Origin of the sequence: Sphingopyxis sp. MC1, assembly GCF_000371385.1 — a bacterium.
In the GTDB taxonomy this organism is placed as follows: domain Bacteria; phylum Pseudomonadota; class Alphaproteobacteria; order Sphingomonadales; family Sphingomonadaceae; genus Sphingopyxis; species Sphingopyxis terrae.
In genome coordinates, this window is sequence record NZ_AOUN01000022.1 from 175,980 (window position 1) to 201,571 (window position 25,592).

Sequence of the window (25,592 nt, forward strand, 5' to 3'; positions counted from 1 at the left end):
GTCACACGCGCCATGAAGGTTCGCATTCTAGGGTGCGGTACCTCTTCCGGGGTACCGCGGATCGGTAACGACTGGGGGCAATGCGACCCCGACAATCCGCGGAACCTGCGCAGCCGGGCCTCGATCATGATTTCGCTCGGCGGATACCGGCTGATCGTCGATACCAGCCCCGACATGCGCCTGCAGCTGCTCGACGCCGGGATCGGCGAGGTCGATGGGGTGATATGGACCCACGAACATGCCGATCATACGCACGGCCTCGACGATTTGCGTCAGATCATGCATCTGCGCGGTTCGGCCGTGCCGGCCTACGCCCGCGCGCACGTTCTCGATATTCTGAAATGGCGCTTCACCTACGCCTTTGCCGGCAACGCCGGCTATCCGGCGTCGGTCGATCCGATCGAACTGGCCGATCATCAATGGATCGGACCGATCGAGGTGTCGGCACTCGAAATGCCCCATGGTCCGATAAAAGCCAGCGGCCTGATCTTCAGCGACGGTGCGCACAAGATAGGCTATGCGACGGATTTTTCACGCTTTACCGATGAAATGGTCGATTTCTTCCAGGGGGTCGACTTGTTCGTGATCGACGCGCTCCGCCGCTATCCGCACCCCACGCATCCGCATCTCGCGATGACGCTCGAAGGACTCGCCAAGGTCGGCCAGCCGCGGGCCATTATCACGCATATGGATAATACGATGGATTATGACGATCTGGCCGGCGAGCTGCCTGACGGCGTCGAGCCTGGGTACGACGGGCTGGAGGTGGAATTGTGAACGGCGATACCACGGTGCAGATGATCTGGTTCGTCGGGGCCTTTGCGCTGGTCTTGAGCTCGCTCGCGGCCAGACGGCTCAATCTGGCCGACGGGCTGAAGATGGCGCTCGCGTGGGTGGCGATCTTTGCGCTCGTATTTCTCGTCGTCCGGACGTGGCAGCTTTTTGCCTGACGATTCAACGACAGGGGGGTAAACGGGCCTCCCCGTTATATTGAATTTAACATAATATATATTATCGGATAATCATATGTCTAATGCGCCTTCGCTGTCCCCCATCGATCGACTGCTCGCAATCATGCGTCAGTTGCGCAATCCCGATGGTGGATGTGAGTGGGATTTGGCGCAGGACTTCACAACGATCTCACCTTACACGATCGAGGAAGCCTATGAGGTTGCCGACGCCATAGCCTCCGGATCGCCCGATGCGATTTGCGACGAGCTTGGAGATTTGCTGCTCCAAGTCGTTTTTCATGCCCAGATCGCTGCCGACAAAGGCCTGTTCGGGTTCGACGACGTCGCCAATGCGATCAGCGACAAGATGGAACGGCGCCACCCGCATATCTTCGGCGATGCAACGACGCATGACGTTCGCCAGCAATGGGAACAGATCAAAGCGGCCGAGCGCAGCGCCGACGGCGCCAAAAGCGTGCTCGACGGCGTGGCGTTGTCACTGCCGGCGCTGCTGCGCGCGCAAAAGCTGCAAGGCCGCGCTGCGCGGGCGGGATTTGACTGGCCCGATGCCGACGGACCGCGCGCCAAGATCGCCGAAGAACTGGAAGAAGTCGAAACGGCCCCCGACGACGCAGCGCGGGCGGAGGAAGTCGGCGACCTGCTCTTCGCGGTGGTGAACTATGCGCGGCACCTCGGCGTCGATGCCGAAAGCGCACTCCGTGACGCCAACGCCAAGTTCGCGCGCCGCTTCATGGCCGTCGAAGCACGCGCCGGCGCCGACATGGCGCATATGCCGCTCGATGCGCTCGAAGCGCATTGGCAGGCGGTCAAGGCTTCGGAAGCCCCTTAGCCGGCCAGAGGCGGCGGAAGCGGGCCTGATCGGCGGGATCGAGCCGAACGGTGAGCACATGCCCCTCACCCTCTGCCCTGTTATCAAGGACTTCGCCACGGGCGTGGAGCCAGGCAAGCGCCTCCCCTTCGTCAAAGCCGAGAAAAATCTGCTGTATTTCGTGCCCTTCGGTTAACCGCGCCGCCATCAGCGTCCGCGCCGCCTCGACGCCCTCACCCGTGAAGGCCGAAATGACCGCGACGTCGCTGCGCCGTGCGGCGATCTCGACGATCTCGGCGCGCCGATCGGGAGCCGCGGTGTCGATCTTGTTCCAGATTTCGATCTGCGGAATCGGGTCGGCGGCGTCCTCCCCTTCCCCGTCCTGCGGCCCATTGACCCCGAGCGAGTCGAGGATCGCCTTGACGTCGTCATATTGCGCGTCGCTGTCGGGATGGACGATGTCGCGGACATGGACGATCAGATCGGCCGTCGTCACTTCCTCTAGCGTTGCGCGGAAGGCGGCGACGAGTTCGGTCGGAAGGTCGGAGACGAAGCCGACCGTGTCGGAGAGGATTGCCTTGTCGATCCCCGGCAGACGGATTTCGCGCATCGTCGGATCGAGCGTCGCGAACAGCATATCTTCCGCCATGACGTCACTTCCCGTCAGGCGGTTGAAAAGCGTCGATTTTCCGGCGTTGGTATAGCCGACGAGCGCGACGACGGGCCAAGGTGCCCGCTGCCGCTTGGCGCGTTGGAGTTGGCGCGTGCGCCGCGCATCGTCGAGCTGGCGGCGGATGCGCGCCATACGATTGCGGATCATCCGGCGGTCGGCCTCGATCTGCGTCTCGCCTGGGCCGCCGAGGAAGCCGAAGCCGCCGCGCTGGCGCTCGAGGTGGGTCCAGCTTCGCACCAGCCGTCCCGCCTGATAGTCGAGATGTGCTAGTTCGACCTGCAACCGCCCCTCGGCGGTCGCGGCGCGCTCACCAAATATCTCGAGGATCAGGCCGGTGCGATCGATCACCTTCGTTCCGAAGGCGGTTTCCAGATTGCGCTGCTGGATCGCGGTCAGCGCGGCGTCGACGATGACAAGTTGCACGTCGTGCGCCGCAATCGCGGGCTTGATAGCCTCTATCTGACCGACGCCGATCAGCGTCGCCGCGCGCGTCTGGCGGAGGCGCAGCGGATGCGCTGCCACCACCTTGAGCCCGATCGCGACCGCGAGCCCCTTTACTTCCTCAACGCGCGCGTCGAGATCGCGCGACAGGCGCTGGCCGTGCCATTCGGGCACGACAAGCAGCGCGGGCGCACCGCGCGTTACCTCTTCGGCGCTATCGGACATCGGGTCGATCAGGCGTCGCCGTCGGCTTCGCCATTGTCGGTCAGATTGATCGGGCCGTTGGGCTGAACCGTCGAAATGGCGTGCTTGTAGACAAGCTGCACCTGGCGTTCGCGTTCGAGCAGCATGCAGAACAGATCGAAGGCGACGATATCGCCCTGCAGCATGACGCCGTTGACAAGGAACATCGTCACCGACTCTTCGGAACGGCGCACCGCATTCAGGAAAACGTCCTGAAGCGCCTTGCCCTTGGCGGTGGGAACTTCGCGCACATCGGCGCCGAGCGAGGCCAGGTCGAAATCATGCGACGGCATGATCGTCGAGATCGCGTGCTTGTACACGAGCTGCGACTGGCCGTCGCGGCGGAGCAAGAGCGAGAAATTGTCGAACCAGGTGATTATTCCCTGCAGCTTCACGCCCTTGACGAGAAACATCGTCACCGGGGTCTTGCTGCGACGCAGAGCGTTGAGAAAAAGATCCTGAAGATTCTGGTTTTTATCGGACACATTTGCCTCCTGTTTTTGGCGGCCGAGCCGCGGGTTCGATGCGCCGACGATGAGCCCCTTGTCGTCTTCGCAGCCGCAATATGCGGCAAAGAGCGGATCAGGTCTAGGGTAAAGCCACTACCCTTCGCCGTCCTGATTCTCGGTCAATCCCAACAGCTTCAGCTTTCTATGGAGAGCCGAACGCTCCATCCCGATAAAGGCTGCGGTGCGCGAGATATTTCCCGAGAAGCGATTGATCTGGATGCGCAGATATTCGCGTTCGAAATTCTCGCGCGCCTCCTTGAGCGGAATCGCAGTGATCGATTCGCTGTTGGGCAGAATATCGGTGCCGCCGCGGACCAGTTCGGAGGGCAGCATGTCGGCATCGATCCGGCCGAGCCGATCGCTCGGCGCGAGGATCATCACCCGCTCGATCACGTTGCGCAATTCGCGCACGTTGCCGGGCCATTCATGCGCCTGGAGCGCCGCCATCGCCTCCGAGCTGATTTCGGGCGGCGGCACGCGCCGTTCGGCGGCATAACGGCCGACGAAATGGTCGCAGAGGCTCGCAATATCGTCGCGCCGCTCGCGCAGCGGCGGAATATGCACGGGCACGACATTGAGCCGGTAATAGAGATCTTCGCGAAAGCGCCCTTCGGCGATTTCGCTCATCAAGTCGCGCGCGGTGCCCGAAATGATGCGCACATCGACGCGGATCATCGTTCGCCCACCGACACGCGTGAAGCTCTGGTCGGTCAGGACGCGTAAGATCTTGCCCTGCGTCGTCAGCGGCATGTCGGCGACTTCGTCGAGGAAGAGCGTCCCGCCATGCGCCTGTTCGAGCAGACCGACGCGGATCGCCCCGTCGTCGCTTTCCGACCCGAACAATTCGATCTCGACCGTTTCGGGGTCCATCCGGGCCGACGAGATGACGCGGAACGGCGCATTCTGTCGCCCGCTCCAGCCATGGAGGACGCGCGCCGCAACCTCCTTGCCGACGCCGGGAGCGCCGGTGACGAGCACCCGGCTGCCGGTTCCCGCCACGCGTTTCAGCGTCGCGCGGACATTGTTGATCGCGGTGCTGCTGCCCGTGAGTTCGTCGGCGGGACCGGCCTTTTCGCGAAGCTGTTCATATTCGAACTTCAGCCGCTCGCTTTCGGTCGCGCGCGCGACGAGGTGCAACAGACGCTCGGCCTCGAACGGCTTTTCGATGAAGTCGTAGGCGCCGCGGCGGATCGCCGCGACGGCGGTGTCGAGACCGCCATGGCCCGAAATGACGATGATCGGCAGCGTCGGGTCGAATTCCTTGATCGCCTCGACCAGCCCCAATCCGTCGAGCCGCGACCCCTGCAGCCACACGTCGACCAGCGCGAGCGACGGGCGCCGCTGGCGGATCGCTTCGAGTGCGGCATCGCTGTCGGAAGCGGTCCGCGCTTCATAGCCTTCGTCTTCCATGACGCCGGCGACCAGTTCGCAAATGTCGCGTTCGTCGTCGACGATCAAAATATCAAGCGCCATGTTCTTCTCTGTCCTGCCGGTTTCTGATGCGCCCCGGCACCGATTCAATCTGCCCTGTTGGAACTCCCCCGCCCTTGCCCGCCAATGGCCGCAGGCGATCGGCGTGCAGCGTCAGCGTGACCTGCGTCCCCCGCCCTTCCGGATTGTCCGAAAATTCAAGCTCGCCATAATGTTGCTCGACGATCTTCTTGACGATCGCAAGGCCGAGCCCCGTCCCGCCCTGCCGCGTGGTCATATAGGGTTCGGCGATCGCGTCGCGCGCCTCGGGCAGCCCGATGCCATCATCGGTGACGCGGATGACCACCGCATCCTGCGGGCCGATGTCGAGTTCGGCGCGGATATGGCCCGAAACCGGGCCATTCGATTTTTTCGTATTTTCCTCGATGGCTTCAACCGCATTTTTGACGATGTTCGTCAGCGCTTGCGATAGCAGGCGGCGGTCGCAGACGAGCGGCTCGATCTCGTTCGGCGTCTTGACGCTGAATATGATGTCGGGCTTCGCGACCTCGAACAGGAACACCGCCTGGCGCAGGATGTCGCGGATATCCTCGACCCCGAAGGTCGGCTTCGGCATCCGCGCAAAGCTGGAAAATTCGTCGACCATGCGGCGCATATCGTGGACCTGCCGCACTATGGTGTCGGTCAGCTTGCGGAAGGTTGCGGCATCGCCCTCGACCTTTTCACCGAAGCGGCGCTGCAAGCGTTCGGCGGCGAGCTGGATCGGGGTCAGTGGATTCTTGATTTCATGCGCAATGCGGCGCGCGACGTCGGACCAGGCGGCGCGGCGCTGATCGAGCAGCTGCTGGGTGATATCCTCGAAGCTCAGCACGAAGCCGTCGCCTTGCGCGACCGCCTTGGCCGCGAGCGTCGCGGGTTCGGCATCGCGGCGGGCCAGCTGAACGATCCCTTCCTGCTCCCCGCCGCTCAAGAGCGCGGCCAGTTCGGGCGCGACATCGCCGAGCGGTTGCCCGGTCAAGGTCTCGGCGCTTTGCCCGATCAGGCTTTCGGCGGCGGCATTGGCGAGAAGAATGCGATGCTGCGCATCGACCGAGACGACCGCCGAGGAGACGCCGCTCAGCACTGCCTCGATAAAGCTGCGCCGCGTTTCGAGCTGCTCATTGACGTTGACGAGCGCGCTCGTTTGTCCCTCAAGCTGCTCGGTCATGCGGTTGAAGGCGCGCGTCAGCACGGCAATCTCGTCGTCGCGGGCCGGCGGCGTGACGCGCACCGACAGATCGCCCCTCGCCGCGGTGCGCGTCGCGACGATCAATGTGCCGAGCGGCCGCGTGATGCGGTCGGCGACAACGATCGCAGCGACAACTGCAAGCGCGAGCAACAGAAGCGAGCCGAGATAGAGCGCGCCGTTGAACTGGAGCTGGAGCTGCTGCGATCGCTGGAACAGATCGTTATAGTCGGCGAGCACGGTGCTGGCGCGCATCGACTGTTGGAACCCCGGCACATTGGCGTCGCGCGACGCATAGACATAAGCCCGCGGCTGGCGCGGAAGTTTTGTCACAGCTTCGATGCGGTCGGGCTGAACATTCACGACGACCTGTTCGCCGGCGTCGAGGCGCTTGACCGTCGCAGGCGTCAGGCGGCTTTCGACTGCGCGTTTGTCGGGGTCGATCATCGCGGCCGTGCGCGGAATGCCGTCGGTTCCGATCTCGATGATCGCGGATTCGTTCAGGCTGCGCACCACAACCTGCTGGAAATAATAGTCGGAAAATTCGGGACTATCGATCGCAACGCGGCCGAGTTGGTCGCTCAAATCCTTAGCCATTGCGAAGGTATTGGCGCTGACTTCGCGCTGATTTTCCTGATAATATCCCTGCGCCAGACTGGCGGCATTTTCGAACATGCCGCGCGAGCGGTCCGAGAACCAGAAATCGACCCCGAACTGGAACAGCAGCGAGGCGAAGATCACCACGAGCAGCGTCGGCGTTGCAGCGATCAAGGAAAACAGCGCCACGAGACGCACATGCAGCCGCCCGTTGCCGCCGTCCATCGTGCGTTCGGCGCGCGCACGGGCCACGCGGCTGCCGATCAGCACGATGAGCGCCATCGCGGGAACGAGGTTGGCGACCATGATCGCCGCGACGAGCGCCGGGGTCAGCAGCCGCTCGCTCTGCGCGTCGCCGGTGACGAAGATGTAGGTACCGATCGCGACGCTCGCGATCAGCGCGAGCGTATAATATTCGGGTGCGCCGAACCGCCACCAGCCGCTCCGCGCGTCCGTATCACCGGGTTCGCCGTCAAGAGCCGAGGGGAAAGGCTGCGTCATTGTGGCTGCGATACGACAATCCTGTTGCATAGAAAACACACAATATGCGCCGGCGCGCCGATAAGTGTGCTTTTCCGGTCAACGGGAGCGCGTGCGATGCGGCGCCTAGGGATGCGCGGGATCGATGTCGAGTTGCCCCAATCGCTTGCGCAGCGTGTTACGGTTGATCCCGAGCCGTCGGGCTGCCTCGAGCTGGTTGCCGCGTACTTCGCGCAGCACGCGGCGGAACAACGCGGCTTCGACGATGGCTTCGAGGTCGCTGTGGATGGCGCCGTCGCCGTCGGTACCCGCCAGCCGTTCGCGCACCCAATCGTCGACCGCGTGCGCGATCAGGTCCGCCGGCGCGGTGAAGGCGGGCGCCATGCCGCCGCTTTCGCGCAGCACCGTCTCGACATCGCGGGCGGTGACGACGGTGTCGCGCGCCAGAATGGCGAGGCGCTGGACGACATTGCCGAGTTCGCGAACATTGCCCGGCCAGTCGTGGCGTTCGAGTAACTGCATCGCCTCGGGCGCGAATTCGCGGTCGGGCAGCCCCGACTGGCGCCCGGTATCGACGAAATGGCGGACGAGCGCGGCGATATCGCTGCGCCGGTCGCGCAGCGGCGGCAGGCTGACCGGAATGACGTTGAGACGATAGAAAAGATCTTCGCGGAAGCGCCCCTCTGCGACGAGGCTGCGCATCTCGCGGTGGGTCGCGGCGACGACGCGGACATCGGCTTTCAGCGCCTGACTGCCGCCGACGGTCGAATATTCGTTGGTTTGCAGGACGCGCAGCAGCCGCGTCTGCGCCTCGAGCGGCATGTCGCCGATTTCGTCGAGGAACAGGGTGCCGCCCGACGCCTGTTCGAACCGCCCGGCGCTGCGGCTGTGCGCGCCGGTGAAGGCGCCCTTTTCGTGGCCGAACAATTCGGCCTCGATCAGTTCGCGCGGGATCGCGGCCATGTTGATCGCGACGAAGGGGCCATTGCGGCGCAGGCCCGTCGCATGGATCGCGCGCGCGACGACCTCCTTGCCCGTCCCCGATTCGCCGAGGATCAGGACCGCAAGGTCGTTCGAGGCGAGCCGCGCGATGGTGCGATATACCGCCTGCATCGCGGGGGCGCGGCCGATCAGTCCGTGGCTGTCGGTTTCGGCCGCGTCGACCTTGGCGAGCGGTTGCCGGCCCCGCGCCAGCGCAGCGCGAACGCTGGCGGTCAGCTCCTCGAGATCGAAGGGCTTGGGCAGATAGTCGTAGCTGCCGATCCCCTGCGCGCGGACCGCGGTGTCGAGCGTGTTCTGCGCCGAGAGAACGATCACCGGTGTTTCGGGCGCCACGCCCGCGCCAGGCAGCGAATCGATGCCGTCGCCGTCGGGCAGGACGACGTCGGTGATGATGAGGTCGGGGCGATGATCGGCGAGCCAGGCATTACGCTCGGCGATGCTGCCGACCGCGGCGAACAGGGCGCATTCGTCATCCAGCGTCTCGCGGATGATGAGCGAGATCGCGGGATCGTCCTCGACCAGCAGGATCGTCTTGTCGATGGTCATGGCCGCGGCTCCTTGCGCGCGGACGGCTGCGCGGCGGGTAGATTGACGCGGAAGCGCGTCCACTCGCCATCGCGGACATGCTGGACGGTGCCGCCCATGTCGCGCGCGAGCTTCGCGACGAGCGCGAGACCGAGCCCCCTGCCCTCGCGCTTCGTCGTGACGAACGGGTCGAACAGGTCGTCGCGGATGTCGGCGGGCACGCCGGGACCATTGTCGCTGACGCTGACCTCGATCGGCAGCGCGATGCGGCCGCGGCCGTCGCCATTGTCGATCGACAGGCCGTGGCGATAGGCCGTGGCGATGCGGATGACGCCATCGTCACGCCCGCCGAGCGCCTCGCCGGCGTTGGTGACGAGGTTCAGCAAAATCTGGACCATGGCGTCATGGTTGCCCTGCACCATCGGCAGCGACGGGTCGAAATCCTCCGAAAAACGGACCCCGGGCAATTGCCGCGCGCGCACCGCCTCCAGCGCCTGATGGATCGGCTGATAGAGGTTGATCGGCGCGCAGGCGATCGGCTGCCCGCGCGAAAAATGCTCCATCTGGTCGATCAGCGTCGTGATCCGGTCGACCTCGGCGCAGATCAGCGTCGTGAAGCGTTCGCCGCTTGCGTCGGTCTTGCGCGCGAGCAGCTGCGCGGCGCCCTTGATTCCGGCGAGCGGATTCTTGATTTCGTGCGCCAGCATGGAAGCGGCGGCCCCCGCCGCGCGGCCCGACCGTCCGATCGCCCCGCCCATAAGTTCGGCTTCGCTTTGGGACGGAACAAGCGCGAGGATGCGGTGGCCGTTGCTGCCATAGGGCACCATCTGCATATCGACGAAGATCGACTTGCCGCCGCCGATGCGGATTTCGGCGCGATGGGCGAACAATGCCGAGGTGTCGGGATCGTTCATGCGCTGGCGATAGCCGCGGTCCATGCCGATGACGTCATAGACGACGCGCCCGACCATCGCCGACCGGCTGATATTGCAAAGCTGTTCGGCGGCCGCGTTGACAAACAGGACGACGGCCCCGCGGTCGATCAGCAGCGTCGCGACCGGATGCGACTGGATGATTTCGTCATGGTCGAACGTCGGGATGCTCGACGTCAACGCGCTCACGCAGCCGCCTTGCTCAGATAGGGCGCGTAAAATTCCTCGAGCGCATCGAGTACGCCCTTGCTGTCGGGGATCTGGTTGACGCGGTTGCGGAATTCCGCCGAACCGTGGAGCCCCTTTACATACCAGCCGAGATGCTTGCGCGCCATATTGACGCCGGTCATTTCGCCATAATGGTCGATCATCGCCCGATAATGCGATGTAATGACGTCATATTGTTCATCGATGCCAGGGTCGGGGCGCTCGCCCTCGCCGCGCAGCGCAGCCATCACCTGCCCCAGCAACCATGGCCGGCCATAGGAGCCGCGGCCGATCATCACGCCGTCGGCGCCGCTCTGATCGAGCGCGGAGCGCGCATCGTCGACCGAACAGATGTCGCCATTGACGATCACCGGGATCGATACTGCATCCTTGACCCGGCGCACGAAGGCCCAGTCGGCGCTGCCGCGATACATCTGGTTGCGTGTGCGGCCGTGGACGGTAACCAGCTTTGCGCCGAGATCCTCTGCGATATGCGCGAGTTCGGGGGCGTTGAGGCTGTCATGGTCCCAGCCCATGCGCATCTTGACCGTCACCGGCACGCTGACCGCCTTGACGCAGGCTTCGATCAGCGCCGCAGCCAGCTTGAGATCGCGCATCAGCGCCGATCCGGCATCGCCGTTGGTGACCTTGCGCACCGGACAGCCCATGTTGATGTCGATGATCGCCGCGCCGCGCTCTTCATTGAGCTTCGCGGCCTCGCCCATTTCATAAGGCGTGCAGCCGACAAGCTGCATCGAAACGGGTTCCTCGACCGGATCCCAGGCAGCTTTCTGGATCGATTGCCGCGTCTCACGGATCGCGGCCTGGCTCGCGATCATCTCCGTGACGTTGAGCCCCGAGCCGTAATAGCGGACGATCTTGCGGAACGGCAGATCAGTGACGCCCGTCATCGGCGCGAGGATCACGGGATCCGCGATGGTAATATTGCCGATCTGGATGGGCCGGAGCGGCGCCATAACGGGGAGCTTTCGTTGAAATTGCCTAAATTTTGTGCAGCCACTACACGCTAAGGCGCTTTTCCGCAAGCCGCGGCTGCGCTAACCGGCGCGCGTCATGACCGACTCCGCGCCCCTGCCGTCCGGCTCCGTCGCTGTCGTGCTGCTCGCCGGCGGCGTCGGCGCGCGCGCGGGCTTTGGGCTTCCCAAGCAGCTTGTCCCGATCGGCGGCAAATCCGTGCTGCACTGGAGCCTCGATGCGTTCGCCGCGCACCCGGCCATCGGTGCGGGTGTGCTCGTCGGCGATGATGACGTCGTGGCGGCGGCAGGCCCCCTGCCCGCCAGCTGGACGACCGCTGCGCCGGGCATCGAACGCCAGCAGTCGGTCGCGAATGCGCTGGGCGCACTGGCCGACTGGAGCGACGACGCGATCCTCCTCGTCCATGATGCGGCGCGCCCGGGCGTTTCGGCGGCGGTAATCGACCGGCTGCTCGCCGCCGTGGCGGAGGGGGCTGTCGCGGCGACGCCGACGCTGCCCGTTCCCGATACGCTGATAACCGAGGTTGACGGGGTGGCGGGTGACGTCACCGACCGCAGCCGACTCGCGCGCGTCCAGACGCCGCAGGCCTTCCGGCTCGGTACGCTGCGCCGTGCTCACGCGGGTGGCGGCGACGAAGCGGCGACCGACGATGCGCAGCTCGTCCGCCGGCTCGGTCATGCTGTGGCAACGGTTCCAGGCGACGCGCGGCTGCACAAATTGACCTATGCCGACGATCTCATCATTCTGTCCGCCCTGCTCGGAGGAGGCAAAGCCGCGATGCGTACCGCCGTCGGTATGGGTTATGACGTTCACCGCCTCGTTCCCGACAAGCCGCTGTGGATCGGCGGGATTGAAATCAAGCATAGTCATGGGCTTGAAGGGCATAGCGATGCCGATGTCGCGCTCCACGCGCTGACCGACGCGATCCTCGGCGCGCTGGCCGATGGCGATATCGGGGACCATTTCCCGCCGAGCGATCCGCAATGGCGCGGGGCGGCGTCATGGCGCTTCCTGGCCTTTGCCGCCGAACGGGTCGCGGCGCGGGGCGGACGGATCGCCCATGTCGATCTGACGATCATCGCCGAAGCGCCGAAAATCGGCCCGCATCGCGCCGCGATCCGCGCGCGCCTGTCCGAAATTCTTGCGATTTCGATTGAAGCCATTAGTGTGAAGGCAACAACCACCGAGCGGCTGGGCTTTACGGGCCGCCGCGAAGGGATCGCCGCACAGGCCATCGCGACTTTAGAACTTCCGGAGAATTGAACCTTGCCGTCCGCCGTCGAAACGCGCCAGACCGCGCGCGAAGAAGCCGCCACGTCCGTTCTTGCCGCCAATCGTGCGGCGGGGCGCCGCGTTGCCATCGCTGAAAGCTGCACCGGCGGCATGGTGTCGGTGGCGCTCACTGACATTCCCGGTAGTTCCGATGTCTTCAGCGCCGGATTCATTACCTATTCGGCCGACGCCAAGAAGCGCCAGCTCGACGTCAGCAGCGAAATTCTGGAAACCTTCGGTGAGGTGTCGCTGGCGACCGCCTGGGCGATGGCCGCGGGCGTGCTGGCGAACAGCGACGCTGATGTCGCGGTGTCGATTACCGGGATCGCCGGCCCCGGCGGCGGATCGGACAAGAAGCCGGTGGGCATCGTCGTCTTCGCACGTGCGCTGCGCGGCCAGGACCCCGATGATTATTTCACCCAGCGGGTGCAATTCGATTCGACCGATCGCGCGACGATCCGCCATCACGCGACGATGTTCGCGCTCGACCTGCTTCAACCCGACAAGGATGCGCTGCGCCCGTCGGAGGACGTCACGCTTCCCGCACCGTAAAGCGCATCGGCGCGCGTTTCGAACGCCGCGATCATCTTGCGGAGCGCCTTGTCGAACATCTGCCCGGCCAGCGCCTCGAAGACGCGGCTGCGGAACGAGAAATCGACCATGAAGTCGACCTTGCACCCGCCGCCGTCGAGCGGCGTGAAATGCCATTCATTGTTGAGGTGGCGCATCGGGCCGTCGATATAATCGACGATCACCTTGTCGGGCGCGCGCTTGTGGACGCGGCACGAAAAGCTTTCGCGCAATCCCTTGAAGCCGACGATCATGTCGGCCACCGCCTCGCGATCGCTGTCGGCGCGGACACGCAGCGCGACCACCCACGGCAGAAATTCGGGATAGCGCGCGATATCGGTCACGAGCGCGAACATCTGTTCGGCGCTATAGGGCAGCTCGCGCGTTTCGTGATGCCTCGGCAATGCGGCGTCAGTCCGCCTTGGCGCGCGCGAGCTGGGCTTCGCGCGCGGCGCGCATCTTCGCGAAATCGTCGCCCGCATGATAGCTCGACCGGGTCAGCGGCGAAGAAGCGACCTGCAGGAAGCCCTTGGCGCGGGCGATCTGGGCATAGGCATCGAACGCCTGCGGCGTCACGAAGTCGATCACCTTCGTATGCTTGGGGGTCGGCTGGAGATATTGCCCCATCGTCATGAAGTCGATGTCGGCGCTGCGCATGTCGTCCATCACCTGATGCACTTCCATCCGCTCTTCGCCGAGCCCGAGCATGATGCCCGATTTGGTGAAGATCGACGGATCGCGGCGCTTGACGCTTTCGAGCAAGCGGAGCGACGCATAATAGCGCGCACCGGGGCGGATCGTCGGATAGAGCCGCGGAACCGTCTCCAGGTTGTGATTATAGACATCGGGCCGCGCATCGACGATCGCGGCAACGGCATCGTCGGGCTTGTTGCGGAAATCGGGGGTCAGAATCTCGATCGTCGTCTGCGGCGTTTCGCGGCGCAGCGCCTCGATCACCTTGACGAACTGGCTGGCGCCGCCATCGGGCAAGTCGTCGCGGTCGACCGAGGTGATCACGATATGGGTCAGCCCCATCTTCGCCGCCGCGGCCGCCGTATGTTCGGGTTCGAGCAGGTCGACGGGGCGCGGCATGCCGGTCTTGACGTTGCAGAAGGCGCAGGCGCGCGTGCAGGTATCTCCAAGGATCATCACCGTCGCGTGCTTTTTGGTCCAGCACTCGCCGATGTTCGGGCACGCCGCTTCCTCGCACACCGTATGCAGATTGAGGTCGCGCATCAGCTTGCGCGTTTCGGCATAGCCGGGGCTGGTCGGCGCCTTGACGCGAATCCAGTCGGGTTTGCGGGCGCGATCGGACGGTTTTTGCAGCGGAGCGTTCATGGCGCCCACATAGGCGCACACGCACATCTTCTCAACCGTCCATCCTGTGCTAAAGCGCGCGTCATGACTCGCTTTGCAGAACTGATCGACGGCTATCGCCGTTTCCGCGCCACCGGCTGGCAGCAACAGCGCGACCGGTGGGATGAATTGGCCGAGGGCCAGTCACCCAAGGTGATGGTCATCGCCTGTTCGGACAGCCGCGTCGAACCGTCGCAGATATTCGACACCAATCCGGGCGAGATATTCGTCGTGCGCAATGTCGCCGCGCTCGTCCCGCCCTTTGAAACGACGCCGGGCCGTCACGGCGTATCGGCGGCGCTGGAATTTGCGGTGCAGTTTCTGAAGGTCGAGGAAATCGTCGTGATGGGCCACGGGATGTGCGGCGGCTGCCACGCGGCGCTGCACCGGACGATGGAGGGTGCCGAACCGGGCCGCGGCGGCTTCATCGCCGACTGGATCGCGCTGCTCGACGATGCGAGCGCCGACGTGCGTGCGGCGCATCCCGACTATGACAATCGCGTAGCGGGCCGTGCGATGGAGATGGCGGGCGTGAAGGTCAGCCTCGACAATCTGCGCACCTTCCCGTGCATCGAGGAGAAGGAAAAGCGCGGCACGTTGCGGCTGCGCGGCGCCTTTTTTGCGATCAGCGACGGCGTGCTCCACATTCTCGATGAAAAAACTGGAGAATTTTCGCCCGCCTGACCCCGCCAGGGGTTGCGCTCCCCCGCGCGGGGGTCCAACAGGCGCGCCATGCTCTCCAAGCCCAACCTGCCGCGCTGGATGCGTCTGTGGCAGTTGCGCGCCGGCCGGCGCGCGCGCAGCGAGGTCGTCGATATCCGGCGGCGCGTCGCGATGGTGGGCGGGGCGCTGCTGCTCGGCTTCGTTGCCCTCGTCTTTGCAGCGGCGGGCGACAAGGTTCAGCGGCTGATCTTTCAGATATCGGCGGTCGCCTGGTGGTTGCCGCTGCTCATCACGCCATCGGTATTCGCGCTGATCGTTTGGTTGACCAACCGCTATGTCCCCGACGCGCGCGGGTCGGGCATTCCGCAGATCATCGCCGCAGGTCGCTATCCCGATCAGGCGGCCGACGGCCCGCTGGTGTCACTCAAAACCGCCTTTGCCAAGCTTGCGCTGACGCTGACGACGCTTGCCGCCGGCGGATCGGTCGGGCGTGAGGGACCGACGGTTCAGGTCAGCGCGGCGATCATGGTCGCGATGCACCGGCTGCTCAAGGTCCGCATTTCCGCCGGGGTGTTCATCGCCGGCGGTGCCGCGGGGGTCGCCGCAGCCTTCAACACGCCGCTCGCCGGGATCGCTTTCGCGATCGAGGAACTCGCCTCCGCCTATGAACAGCGCGTCGCGGTGCTGACGATGGGCGCGGTGATGATCGCCGGTCTCGTCAGCCTCTCGGTTGCGGGCGACTATGTCTATTTCGGCGCGATGCGCGAGACGCTCCCCGTGGCCGACGTGCTGCTGATCGCGCCGATCGCCGGGATCGGCGGCGGCTTGGCCGGCGGGCTCTTTGCGCGCATCGTGCTGGCGGCGAGCGACCGTTCTGCCGACTGGGCGCGCAAGGCGGCGGCGCGCCCGATCCTTTTCGCAGCCGTTTGCGGCCTCGTCGTCGCGGGGGTGAGCATCGCGACCGGCGGCGCGACGTGGGGCACCGGCTACGACGTCACCAAATTCCTGGTCGAAGGCAACCACGGCAAGCTGTGGTTCTTTCCTGCCAAGTTTGTTACCGCGCTCGCCTCGACGTTGAGCGGCGCGCCGGGCGGCATTTTCGCGCCTTCGCTCGCGGTGGGCGCCGGGTTCGGCAACCTTTTGACGCCAGCCTTTCCCGACAGCCCCACCGGCGCGGTGGTGATGATGGGCATGGTCGCCTATTTCGTCGGGGTCGTGCGCGCGCCGCTGACCGCCGTCATCATCCTGATCGAGGCGACCGCCGCGCGCGGCGTGATCCTGTCGCTGTTCGCGACGGCGCTGATCGCCGACTGGACAAGCGCGCAGGTCTGCCCCACCCGCCTCTATCATGGGTTGTCGAAGAGGATGATGCCGACGAAGCAGAAAGCGTCGGCTACGCCATCGGAGGGCTAAATTCCGGGCGCAGGGTGGCGGTTTTGGGGTGGGAAGAGGACGTTCGATTAGACAAGAAGGCGGGTAGCTATCAACTGCTCGATCATTCGCAAATCGGTTTCAACGCCGGGCGAATTGTATTCATCCTTGTTGCGACTAGCCCACGCTTCAATGACACGAACGCCGCTTGGTGATCCGTCGAGCCGAACGCCATATATGCAGTGACCAGTCCATGATCGGTGAAAATAGAGCCAGCCCTCCTCGAAGAAAATGAACCATTTATCGTCCATGTCCTTTGGAATGTGGCCACGCTTTATCCGTTCGGCCTCATCATCTGAAAACAATAGCCCGAGCTCTAATGACTCCCGTTCCACCGGTAACGGCAGCGTCTTCCGCGATGTGCGAGTGGCGATATCCATGTTCCCACATAAAGCCATGAGGCCTACGTCCGCAATCGGTCGTAACCGGCCATTCGCCTGGATATACACCCGCCTAGGGAATGGCGTAGGTCACGTTCGCCTGTCCGACCGGCTTGTCGGGATCGTCGGTCCACACGCGGACATCCATCACCGCGAGCCGCTTGCCAAGGCGCAGCATATAGGCGTCGGCCATGACCGGGCCCGGTCGGCACGGGCGCAGGAACTGATAGTTGAGCGCGCTCGTCACCGCCATCGCGACGGGGCCGATATGGGCGAGGACGAGGGCGTAGGCGGCCATATCGGCAAAGCCCATCTGCGTCGGGCCGGAAATCAGCCCGCCGGGGCGCAGCGCCTTGTCGTTGGGATCGATGCGCGCCTGGATATGGCCCGGCGCGGCCGCAACGACATGGCCACGCGACCCCGGTTCGGAGTGGGGGAAGGCTTCGGCCATGAAGGCGTTGAGCGCGTCCGCATCCATGCGGATCGCGCTCGCCGAGATAGGCGCCTCCCCCGCCACGATCTTTAGCGTGACAGCTTCTTGTAGGTCGTCGCGTGCGGGCGCGTCGCTTCGTCGCCGAGGCGGCGGATCTTGTCCTCCTCATAGGCTTCGAAATTGCCTTCGAACCATTCGACGTGGCTGTTGCCCTCGAACGCCAGGATGTGGGTCGCCAGACGGTCGAGGAAGAAGCGGTCGTGGCTGATGACCACTGCGCAGCCGGCGAAATTTTCGAGCGCTTCTTCGAGCGCCGCGAGCGTTTCGGTGTCGAGGTCGTTGGTCGGTTCGTCGAGCAGGAGGACGTTGCCGCCCTCCTTCAGCATCTTTGCCATATGAACGCGGTTGCGTTCGCCGCCCGACAGCATGCCGACCTTCTTCTGCTGGTCGCCGCCCTTGAAGTTGAAGGCGCCGACATAGGCGCGGGTCTGCATCTGATGCTTGCCGATCGTCATCAGTTCGTGCCCGCCCGAGATTTCTTCCCAGACATTCTTATTGGGGTCGAGCGCATCGCGGCTCTGGTCGACATAGCCAAGGCGCACGGTGTCGCCGATCACGACCTCGCCGCTGTCGGGGGTTTCCTGACCGGTGATGAGCTTGAACAGCGTCGACTTACCCGCGCCGTTCGGCCCGATGACGCCGACGATGCCGCCCGGCGGCAGGGTGAAGGACAGATCTTCGAACAATAGCTTGTCGCCATAGGCCTTGGAGACATTGTGAACCTCGATCACCTTGCCGCCCAGACGTTCGGGCACCTGAATGACGATCTGCGCCTTGCCGGGGGTGCGGTTCTCCTGCGCTTCAACGAGCTGGTCGAAGCTCTTGATACGTGCCTTGGACTTGGCCTGGCGCGCCTTGGGCGACTGCCGGATCCATTCGAGTTCGTCCCGGATCGCCTTCTGGCGGCCCGCTTCCTCGCGCGATTCCTGTTCGAGGCGCTTCGCCTTCTTTTCCAGATAGGTCGAATAATTGCCCTCATAGGGGAAATAGCGACCGCGATCGAGTTCGAGGATCCAGTTCACGACATTGTCGAGGAAGTAGCGATCGTGGGTGACGAGGATGACGTTGCCCGGATAATCAACGAGATGCTTTTCGAGCCAGGCCACGCTTTCGGCGTCGAGGTGGTTGGTCGGTTCGTCGAGCAGCAGGATCGATGGCTTTTCGAGCAGCAGGCGCGTCAGCGCAATACGGCGCTTTTCACCGCCCGACAGGCTTTCGACGCCCCAGTCGCCCGGCGGACAACGCAGCGCTTCCATCGCGATTTCAAGCTGGTTGTCGAGCGTCCAGCCGTCGACCGCGTCGATCTTTTCCTGCAACTCGCCCATTTCGGTCATCAGCGCGTCGAAATCGGCATCCTCGGGCGGATCGGCCATCAGCGCGCTGATCTCGTTGAAGCGGTCGAGCATGTCGGCGACGGGGCGGACGCCGTCCATGACATTTTCCTTCACCGTCTTCGTCGGATCGAGTTCGGGTTCCTGCGCCAGATAGCCGAGGGTAATCCCCTCGCCCGGCCACGCTTCGCCGGTGAAATCGGTATCGATGCCCGCCATGACTTTCATCAGCGTCGACTTGCCGGTGCCGTTGGGCCCGACGATGCCGATCTTCGCATCCGAATAGAATTGCAAATTGATGCCGTTGAGCACCGGCTTTTGCGCGCCGGGATAGGTCTTGGTCAGACCCTTCATCACGAAACTATATTGGGCGGCCATGAAATGCTCCGAAACTGGCTGGGCCGCGCAGCGCGCGGCCGGAAGAGAATGAGGTCGCGGGCCGGTTAGCGAATGGGCGCGCGCTTGGCAATCGACGCTTGCGGCAGGGCGTATTGGCTGGTTAGGACAGAGGCATGACACATCGCCGCACCATCGCCCGCCTGACCGGCCTCGCCGCCTGTCTTTTGTCCACCGCCGCCTTCGCCGCGCCGAGCGCCGTCGAGATGGCGCAAACGGGCGAAGACCCGGCGCTCAAGATCACCGAAGACCTTACGACCGAGATCGGACCGCGCATGGCGGGGACCGAAGCCGAGGCCGCTGCCCGTAAATGGGCGGTCGAACGGCTGCGTTCAATGGGCTTCGCCAATGTTCGTGAAGAAGCCTATACCATGCCGGTCTGGGTCCGCGGCGCCGAGACGGCCGAGCTCACCGGCCCGTTCCACCCCCAGAAGCTCGCGATCGCCGCGCTGGGCAACAGCGGCTCGACCGGAGCCGACGGCATCGAGGGCGACATCGCCTATTTCCCGAGCTTCGACGCGCTGAAGGCCGCGCCCGATGCCGCGGTCAAAGGCAAGATCGTCTTCATCGATAACCAGATGAAGGCCGCACAGGACGGCAGCGGCTATGGCTATTTCGGACGCGGGCGCTTCGTCGGGCCAAACGCGGCCGCCAAAAAGGGCGCCATCGCCATTGTCATCCGCTCGATCGGCACCGACAGCCATCGCAATCCGCATACCGGCGTGACCAATTTCGAAGCCGGTGTCACGCCGATCCCCGCGGGTGCCATCTCCAATCCCGACGCCGACCTGCTGGTCCGGCAGTGGCAGCACGGCAAGCCGCTGCGCCTGAAGCTGTTGCTGACCCCGAAAACGCTGGGCGACCAGCCGTCGGGCAATGTCATCGCCGAAGTCCCTGGCAGCGATCCCAAGGCGAGCCCGGTCATCATCGCCTGCCATCTCGACAGCTGGGATCTCGGCACCGGCGCGATCGACGATGCGGCGGGCTGCGGCATCATAGCGGCCGCGGCGAAGCATATCATGGCCGCGGGGCAGCCGCGGCGGACGATCCGCATCCTGTGGGCCGGTGCCGAAGAAGTCGGCGTGTTCGGCGGCAAGGCCTATTTCGATGCCCATGGCAAGGAACGCCACGCGGTCGCCATGGAGTCGGATTTCGGTGCCGACCGCGTCTGGCGCGTCGATTTCAAGCTGCCCGAGGGCGCAGCCGGGCTTGCCGACCGCATCGCCGCGGCACTCGCGCCTTATGGAATCACCCGCGGAAAGCAGCCTGCGGGTGGCGGCGCCGATGTCGGCGCCCTGATCGAGTCGGGGGTGCCGACCATCGACCTGCAACAAGATGGGACACGCTATTTCGATATTCACCACACGCCCGATGACACGTTCGACAAGGTGGATCCCGCGCAAATCCGCCAAAATGTGGTCGCCTGGACGGTCACGATCGGGCTGCTTGCAAATAGCGCCGATGCCGAGCTACCATGACGGACAGCGCGGGGTAATCAGAACAGGGCGCGCCTGCCATCTCAATTATTTTTGTTGACGATTGGTACGGAACGTCTAAATCCCGCCGCTCGCGGGACGGGAAAGTTTCCCCAGCGCGGAATGGCATTTTAGGGAGCCCACACATCATGAAGAAGTTTGCTGCTATCGCTGTTGCTGCCAGCATGTTCGCCCTCGCCGCTTGCGGTGAAAAGGCTGCTGAAGAAGCGACCACCGAAGCTCCGGCTGCTGACACCGCCGCTGAAGCTGGTGCGGACACCGCCGCTATGGCTGCTGACTCGGCTGCTGCTGCTGCCGACACGGCTGCTATGGCTGCTGACACCGCCGCTGCCGCTGCTGACTCGGCTGCGACCGCTGCCACGGCAGAAGAAAAGAAGTAAGTCACAGCCCTTCGGGGCAATGACCGAAACAAAGGGCGGTCTTCCTTCGGGAAGGCCGCCTTTTTCTTTGCGCGATGCCTTTTGCCTTCGTCAGCCTGAGCGCACGCCGCGGATCAGTTGATCCGGCCCTCGATGCTCAGCGTGAAGCTGGTAGGCGTGCCGGTCGATCCCGCCATGCTGCCCTGCGGCCGCAGGCAGACATAGCGGACCGCGGGGTCGTAGGTGGTGACCGGCGAATAGGTGCAGGCGGCAAAGCTGGCCGGCGCGGTTGCAGCATTGGAATAGCGGATATCGCTCGCGGCGCTGAAGGTCAGCGCGCTCGTCGGCGATCCCTGGGTGAAGACCGGCGATGCCGCGGTCCCGACGCTGATCTGCGCCGGCAAGCTGTCGACGATGAACACGCTGTTGCTGTCGGTCGCGGTCGGTCCGCTGTTCTGAACCGTGAAGCTGTACCGCACGACCGCCCCCGGTATCGCCTTCGGGTTCGTCGTGCCGTTCACGGGGTCCGATACCAGCGTCGAACTTTTGGCGATTGCCAGCGTGGCGTTCGATCCGCGCTTGGTATTGGTGATGACGCAAGCGATCACATCGCCCATTTGCGGCGTCACACTGCCGCCCGCGGCTGTCGGCAGGACCGTCGAAGAGGTCGCCGCATTGGTGCAGCTCATCGTCGCCGTATACTGGCCCAGCGTCGTCGTCCCTGCGGCCGCTTCCGACAGGCTGTACGCCGTGCCGGCGCTGAGCTGCACCTGCGGCGTCGAACCATTCGACACGGTCGCCCCGCTGCCCGTCGTGGTGGTGGTGCCGACCACCGTGGCACCCTGCGCGATCGTCAGGGTGAACTGGTCGCCGCTGAACTGACGGCCGGACGCTGCCAGAGCCTTGGTCAATGTCAGATGCGGATAAGGCGTCTCGGTAAAGGTGCATTGCACCGCATCGCCGAACTGGAGCGATCCGAAATTATAGGCGGTGGTGACGACATTCGTCGGCAGCGGCGTGCTCGAACCGGTTGCCGTGTTGGTGCAGGTCAGCGCCGAGCGATAATGCGACAGGCTGTTGACGCTGCCGGCGGCCATCGTCTGGTTCAATGTCAGCGGGATCGCCGCCGAGCTCGACAGCGCGGCCGAGGTAAAGGGACCGAGGCCGGTGCCGCTCGACGTCCCCGTTGCCAGCGTCGATCCCGTTCCCGTCGTGTTGACCGAAAAAGTGAACTGGTCGGCCGGGTTGGCGCGGGCGCCCGAAATCTGCGTGTTCAGCCGGATCGAGGCGAAGCGCACCGCGAACATCGCGCCTTGCAGCCCCCCGCCCACCAAAGTCGTGGTTACCGACGTCGGCGATGTCGACCCCATGATATAGGCGCCCACGGTTCCCGCAGCGCCCGTTTCGGTGAAGCTGTTCGTTCCCGTCCCCGATGTCGTCGGATAGGTGCTGCCGCTGATCGGCCCGGCGCGATCGAGCTCCTGCCAGTTGCCGCCATTGGTCTGGAATCGCAGCGATTCGCCTTCGTTGCTCGACTCGCCGTCGGCGGCGACGAACATATAGGCGCTGATCGTCCCGGCTGCGGGCGGCGTCAGCGCGATGCTGCTGATCGCGATAGTCGTTGTCCCGGCCGCGGTCTGATACATGATCGGACGCCCGGCGATGCCAAGAAAAGCCGTGTTGCCGACCGCACTGCCCGACCAGGACGGCGATGTAGCGGCGGTCATCGCCGCTCCCGACACCTTGAGATTGAAGCTCATCACCGTGCCGTCGGACAGGGTGAAGGAAAAATTCTGTCCGGACGCCGATCGCGCCGTCGTTTCGCTGTAACCGGTAAAGTCGAGCCAGCAATAGGTCTGCCAATCGGCAGGCCCGGTCGATCCCTGAGCGGTCGCGTAATAGCAATTGGCCGCCATTGCGGGACTTGCAGCGCACAGCGCCGCAAACAGCGCCGCCAGCGCCGCGAACAGTTTCTTCAGACTGCCGCCGGTCATCTCGATATCTGGTCCCTATCTCGACCCGCGAGCATAGAGAGGATTGTTTAGCAGCGGGTTAAGCACGGCCGCGCGCAGCCAGAGGGGGCGCTGCGGTGAAGCATTGGTCGGGGAGACAGGATTCGAACCTGCGACATCCTGCTCCCAAAGCAGGCGCGCTACCGGGCTGCGCTACTCCCCGACCGTGGAGGCGCCTTTAGACAGGCTTGGGGCGCAAGTCTATCCCGCTGACGTCGCGATCAACCGCGCATAGAAATCGATCATGCGTTTGAAGCTGTCGACGGCCATATGCTCGTTGGTGCCGTGGATCATTGCCGATTCCTTCAGCGTGAAGTGCATCGGCATGAAGCGATAGACGTCCTCGGACACGCCCTCCATGCTGCGGCTGTCGGTGCCGCCGACGACGAGCATCGGACTGAGCACCGCCTCGGGCGCGTCGGCGCGTGCCGCTGCAGCGATCCATTTCCAGCCCTGCGACGTTGACGAAGAGATGCGCGACGGTTCGCGCGGCGGCTTGACCCAGGCGAGATCGACCTTGGCATCGCCCACTGCGGCCTTCGCCCGCGCCATGATGTCGGACGACCGGTTCCACGGCGCGATGCGATAGTTGATGAGCGCATTGGCCGATTGCGGCAGCACATTCTCCTTGGGGCTGCCCTCGAGCATCGTCGGCGCGATCGTGGTGTGAAACGCCGCCGCGGTCGACGGCGAGCCGGTGAGCTGGCGCTTGAGTATCGGCCCGAACAGCCACTGGTTGGCGACCGCCATCTTGGTAACGCCGCCTTTCTTCGCGGCGAGCACTTCGATCATCGAGGCGCCGGGGCCGCGCACTTCCATCGGAAAAGGATCGCCGGTGATGTCGAGGATCGCCTTGGACAGCGTTTCGACCCCGGTTTCGGCCGGCGGCATCGAGCTATGCCCACCGGGGGCATTGGCCGTGACCTTCAGCGTGCCATAGCCCTTTTCACCGACGCCGATCAGGATGGCCGGGCCGTTGATGACCGGCGTGTCGGTGAGCACGATGCTGCCCTCATCGATAGTGAAGATCGCCTTGACGCCCTTCGCCTTGAGCTGTGCGGCGGCGGCGATCGCACCCGATCCACCCGCTTCCTCGTCGTGGCCGGAGACGAGGTAGATGCTGCGCTTCGGCTTGAAACCCTGCACTGCCAGCGCCTCGATCGCCTCGAACAGGCCGACGAGCGATCCCTTGTCGTCGACGGTGCCGCGGCCCCATACCGCGTTATCGGCAATCGTCCCGGCGAAGGGCGGATATTTCCAGTCCTTCTCGGTCCCCGGGGTCACTGGCACGACATCCTGATGCGCCATGACGATGATCGGCGCCGCGGCGGGATCGCTGCCCTGCCATTGGTAGATCAACGTCTTGTTCGGCAGGATGGTGCGGGTCATCGCCGCATGGGCCGCCGGATAGCTCGCCGCGAGCCAGCCGTGCAGCCGGTCCCACTGCGCCCCGTCGTTGTCGGCGGCATCCTGATGCGAGATGGTCGGAATCTGGGCCGCTTCGCTCAGGTGCCGAACGGCGGCCTGCAGGTCGTACGTAGGCGCGGGCGCGAGCGTCACGTCGCTGCCGTCGGCGATGTCCTTGGGCGCAAAGGTCGCGGTTCGCACGCCCACGACAGCCCCGACCGCCACGATGACCGCCAGCCCGCCGAGCAGGATCGTCTTCTTGCTTGCCATGTCCCTCTCCCTTTCAACTCGGCCCAATGGACAGCGACCGGTTGCAATTTGCAAGGGAAATGGTGGGCCCGGCAGGACTCGAACCCGCAACCTAGCCGTTATGAGCGGCCAGCTCTAACCATTGAGCTACAGGCCCCCGAGAGGGATCAGCGGGCGATAGCCGAGCGCGTCGCCATTGCCAATATGCCGTCGGTATCGATTGCGGCGATGCTGCGCCGCGCCAGATGGTCGAGCACCACGTCCCACCAGCGGTAGAAGAGGTCCAAGTCCGCGTCGCTGCGCACATAGGGCGTGTTTCCCGGTTGCAGCGAGGGCGAGTGAAACGAAAAGTTGAGGATGGGCAGGCTTTGCTCGATCGCGATGTCGATCGCGCGGCACGCCTTGTCGGCGGGAATTCCTTCGGGCGTCAGCGCGATGCGTTCGACGAGCCCCAGGCGCGCGAGCGCGGCGCCGGCGCGCAGGCCATCGCGCGCCACCCGGTGATAGACCGGCGGACCGAGACGGCCGAGCGCCCCCCCGAAGACGGTTGTGACGGGGACTTCCAGAATGGCATCGCTCCCCTGCCCCACCCACCAGGGCCGCAGCGGCGCGCAGCGATAGTCGGGACCATGGCCGGGACGATAGTCGAAGCCCGACCGGACCGAGGTGTCGAGCCGAAAGCCGAGATCGGCGAGCATCGCGGCGCTGCTGCGTCCCAGCCCGTAACGCCCCGCACGATAGGCGAGCGGCGCGGTGCCGAACCGGTCGCGGATGCCATCGCGGAGCGTCTGCATCTTGGCGCGCTGCAATGTTTCGGGGAGATTGCCGGTGTAACTGTTGCGATCGTTCACCGCCTCGTCGAACGGCGGCGTTACCCAGGGATGGAGTTGGGCGCCGATGTCGCAGCGGCCTGACGCCAGCGCCGGTGCTAGAATGGCGACCGCCCGGTCGTCCTGCACGATCGGCCAGTCGACGAGATAGATGGGACGCACCCCGGCCCGTTCGAAATAGGATTGGCAGGCGGACAGCGCGGGGACCGAATCGAGCCGGAAATCGGTCCGCGAAAATGGTCCGTTCCAGTCAAAATCTTCCTCGGTATCGATCGTCACCCAAAAGCGCGGCGCCTCACCGTCCTTG

24 protein-coding genes and 2 tRNA genes are annotated in these 25,592 nt (G+C 64.6%); 9 read left to right on the top strand and 17 right to left on the bottom strand.

Going from position 1 to position 25,592, the window contains the following annotated elements:
• The first annotated feature begins 12 nt into the window (after positions 1-12).
• The 3 genes from EBMC1_RS16820 (at position 13) to mazG (ending at position 1,800) form a co-directional block, all read left to right on the top strand.
• Complete coding sequence (locus EBMC1_RS16820; protein ID WP_040590753.1) at positions 13-777, top strand: MBL fold metallo-hydrolase; 765 nt, start codon at positions 13-15, stop codon at positions 775-777.
• Positions 774-950, top strand: a complete 177-nt coding sequence (locus EBMC1_RS18585; protein ID WP_156001432.1) for a hypothetical protein — start codon at positions 774-776, stop codon at positions 948-950. The genes EBMC1_RS16820 and EBMC1_RS18585 overlap by 4 nt, the downstream gene beginning before the upstream one ends.
• Before the next feature lie 76 nt (positions 951-1,026).
• Entirely contained in the window at positions 1,027-1,800 is a 774-nt protein-coding gene (gene mazG / locus EBMC1_RS16825; RefSeq protein ID WP_040590755.1) for a nucleoside triphosphate pyrophosphohydrolase, read from the top strand.
• On the opposite strand, the gene hflX is transcribed toward mazG, so the two are convergent.
• The 7 genes from hflX to dusB all read right to left on the bottom strand — a co-directional run bounded on the left by hflX (position 1,778) and on the right by dusB (position 11,021).
• A complete protein-coding gene (gene hflX, locus EBMC1_RS16830; RefSeq protein WP_003051688.1) occupies positions 1,778-3,118 on the bottom strand; it encodes a GTPase HflX in 1,341 nt (446 codons plus the stop codon). The genes mazG and hflX overlap by 23 nt on opposite strands.
• A gap of 8 nt (positions 3,119-3,126) precedes the next feature.
• A complete protein-coding gene (hfq, locus tag EBMC1_RS16835) occupies positions 3,127-3,621 on the bottom strand; it encodes an RNA chaperone Hfq (protein WP_003051691.1) in 495 nt (164 codons plus the stop codon).
• Positions 3,622-3,738: 117 nt separating this feature from the next.
• Positions 3,739-5,118, bottom strand: a complete 1,380-nt coding sequence (gene ntrX / locus EBMC1_RS16840) for a nitrogen assimilation response regulator NtrX (protein WP_003051693.1) — start codon at positions 5,116-5,118, stop codon at positions 3,739-3,741.
• Positions 5,108-7,399 (bottom strand): sensor histidine kinase, encoded by a 2,292-nt coding sequence (locus EBMC1_RS16845; RefSeq protein WP_003051696.1) that lies wholly within the window; start codon positions 7,397-7,399, stop codon positions 5,108-5,110. The genes ntrX and EBMC1_RS16845 overlap by 11 nt, the downstream gene beginning before the upstream one ends.
• A gap of 105 nt (positions 7,400-7,504) precedes the next feature.
• Entirely contained in the window at positions 7,505-8,926 is a 1,422-nt protein-coding gene (ntrC, locus tag EBMC1_RS16850; RefSeq protein ID WP_003051699.1) for a nitrogen regulation protein NR(I), read from the bottom strand.
• Positions 8,923-10,026: a two-component system sensor histidine kinase NtrB gene (locus EBMC1_RS16855; protein WP_003051703.1), complete on the bottom strand. Its 1,104-nt coding sequence runs from the start codon at positions 10,024-10,026 to the stop codon at positions 8,923-8,925. The genes ntrC and EBMC1_RS16855 overlap by 4 nt, the downstream gene beginning before the upstream one ends.
• The gene (dusB, locus tag EBMC1_RS16860) at positions 10,023-11,021 is read right to left on the bottom strand and encodes a tRNA dihydrouridine synthase DusB (RefSeq protein ID WP_003051705.1); all 999 of its coding nucleotides are present in this window, start codon (positions 11,019-11,021) and stop codon (positions 10,023-10,025) included. The genes EBMC1_RS16855 and dusB overlap by 4 nt, the downstream gene beginning before the upstream one ends.
• Before the next feature lie 97 nt (positions 11,022-11,118).
• On the opposite strand from dusB, the gene ispF reads away from it, so the two are divergent.
• Both ispF and EBMC1_RS16870 read left to right on the top strand, forming a co-directional pair.
• On the top strand, positions 11,119-12,303 hold the full coding sequence (gene ispF, locus EBMC1_RS16865; RefSeq protein ID WP_003051706.1) for a 2-C-methyl-D-erythritol 2,4-cyclodiphosphate synthase: 1,185 nt from the start codon (positions 11,119-11,121) through the stop codon (positions 12,301-12,303).
• Between the two features lie 3 nt (positions 12,304-12,306).
• Positions 12,307-12,864: a CinA family protein gene (locus EBMC1_RS16870; protein ID WP_040590758.1), complete on the top strand. Its 558-nt coding sequence runs from the start codon at positions 12,307-12,309 to the stop codon at positions 12,862-12,864.
• Here EBMC1_RS16870 and EBMC1_RS16875 read toward each other — a convergent pair.
• Complete coding sequence (locus EBMC1_RS16875) at positions 12,807-13,286, bottom strand: type II toxin-antitoxin system RatA family toxin (protein ID WP_003051712.1); 480 nt, start codon at positions 13,284-13,286, stop codon at positions 12,807-12,809. The two genes, EBMC1_RS16870 and EBMC1_RS16875, sit on opposite strands and share 58 nt — an antisense overlap.
• A gap of 7 nt (positions 13,287-13,293) precedes the next feature.
• Complete coding sequence (gene lipA / locus EBMC1_RS16880) at positions 13,294-14,247, bottom strand: lipoyl synthase (protein ID WP_003051716.1); 954 nt, start codon at positions 14,245-14,247, stop codon at positions 13,294-13,296.
• Between the two features lie 36 nt (positions 14,248-14,283).
• On the opposite strand from lipA, the gene EBMC1_RS16885 reads away from it, so the two are divergent.
• Both EBMC1_RS16885 and EBMC1_RS16890 read left to right on the top strand, forming a co-directional pair.
• Positions 14,284-14,922: a carbonic anhydrase gene (locus EBMC1_RS16885; RefSeq protein WP_003051719.1), complete on the top strand. Its 639-nt coding sequence runs from the start codon at positions 14,284-14,286 to the stop codon at positions 14,920-14,922.
• A 48-nt stretch (positions 14,923-14,970) separates the two neighbouring features.
• Complete coding sequence (locus tag EBMC1_RS16890; RefSeq protein WP_003051722.1) at positions 14,971-16,314, top strand: chloride channel protein; 1,344 nt, start codon at positions 14,971-14,973, stop codon at positions 16,312-16,314.
• Between the two features lie 47 nt (positions 16,315-16,361).
• Here the strand turns inward: EBMC1_RS16890 and EBMC1_RS16895 are convergent, their stop codons facing one another.
• The 3 genes from EBMC1_RS16895 to ettA all read right to left on the bottom strand — a co-directional run bounded on the left by EBMC1_RS16895 (position 16,362) and on the right by ettA (position 18,914).
• Positions 16,362-16,712, bottom strand: coding sequence for a hypothetical protein (locus EBMC1_RS16895; RefSeq protein WP_003051725.1), 351 nt, complete (start codon positions 16,710-16,712; stop codon positions 16,362-16,364).
• Between the two features lie 73 nt (positions 16,713-16,785).
• On the bottom strand, positions 16,786-17,229 hold the full coding sequence (locus EBMC1_RS16900) for a PaaI family thioesterase (RefSeq protein ID WP_003051729.1): 444 nt from the start codon (positions 17,227-17,229) through the stop codon (positions 16,786-16,788).
• Positions 17,230-17,234: 5 nt separating this feature from the next.
• The gene (gene ettA, locus EBMC1_RS16905; protein ID WP_003051732.1) at positions 17,235-18,914 is read right to left on the bottom strand and encodes an energy-dependent translational throttle protein EttA; all 1,680 of its coding nucleotides are present in this window, start codon (positions 18,912-18,914) and stop codon (positions 17,235-17,237) included.
• A gap of 134 nt (positions 18,915-19,048) precedes the next feature.
• Between ettA and EBMC1_RS16910 the strand changes: the two genes are divergently transcribed.
• Positions 19,049-20,410: a M28 family peptidase gene (locus EBMC1_RS16910; RefSeq protein WP_003051734.1), complete on the top strand. Its 1,362-nt coding sequence runs from the start codon at positions 19,049-19,051 to the stop codon at positions 20,408-20,410.
• A gap of 146 nt (positions 20,411-20,556) precedes the next feature.
• Entirely contained in the window at positions 20,557-20,808 is a 252-nt protein-coding gene (locus EBMC1_RS16915; RefSeq protein WP_003051737.1) for a hypothetical protein, read from the top strand.
• Between the two features lie 113 nt (positions 20,809-20,921).
• On the opposite strand, the gene EBMC1_RS16920 is transcribed toward EBMC1_RS16915, so the two are convergent.
• From EBMC1_RS16920 to EBMC1_RS16940, 5 genes are all read right to left on the bottom strand, one after another.
• The gene (locus tag EBMC1_RS16920) at positions 20,922-22,781 is read right to left on the bottom strand and encodes a CshA/CshB family fibrillar adhesin-related protein (RefSeq protein WP_040590764.1); all 1,860 of its coding nucleotides are present in this window, start codon (positions 22,779-22,781) and stop codon (positions 20,922-20,924) included.
• 104 nt (positions 22,782-22,885) lie between these two features.
• Positions 22,886-22,962, bottom strand: a tRNA-Pro gene (locus EBMC1_RS16925).
• A gap of 38 nt (positions 22,963-23,000) precedes the next feature.
• Positions 23,001-24,476, bottom strand: a complete 1,476-nt coding sequence (locus tag EBMC1_RS16930) for a M20 family peptidase (protein ID WP_003051740.1) — start codon at positions 24,474-24,476, stop codon at positions 23,001-23,003.
• Between the two features lie 60 nt (positions 24,477-24,536).
• Positions 24,537-24,612 (bottom strand) — tRNA-Ile (locus EBMC1_RS16935).
• A gap of 10 nt (positions 24,613-24,622) precedes the next feature.
• A complete protein-coding gene (locus EBMC1_RS16940) occupies positions 24,623-25,564 on the bottom strand; it encodes a polysaccharide deacetylase family protein (protein WP_231292951.1) in 942 nt (313 codons plus the stop codon).
• Positions 25,565-25,592: the final 28 nt, after the last annotated feature.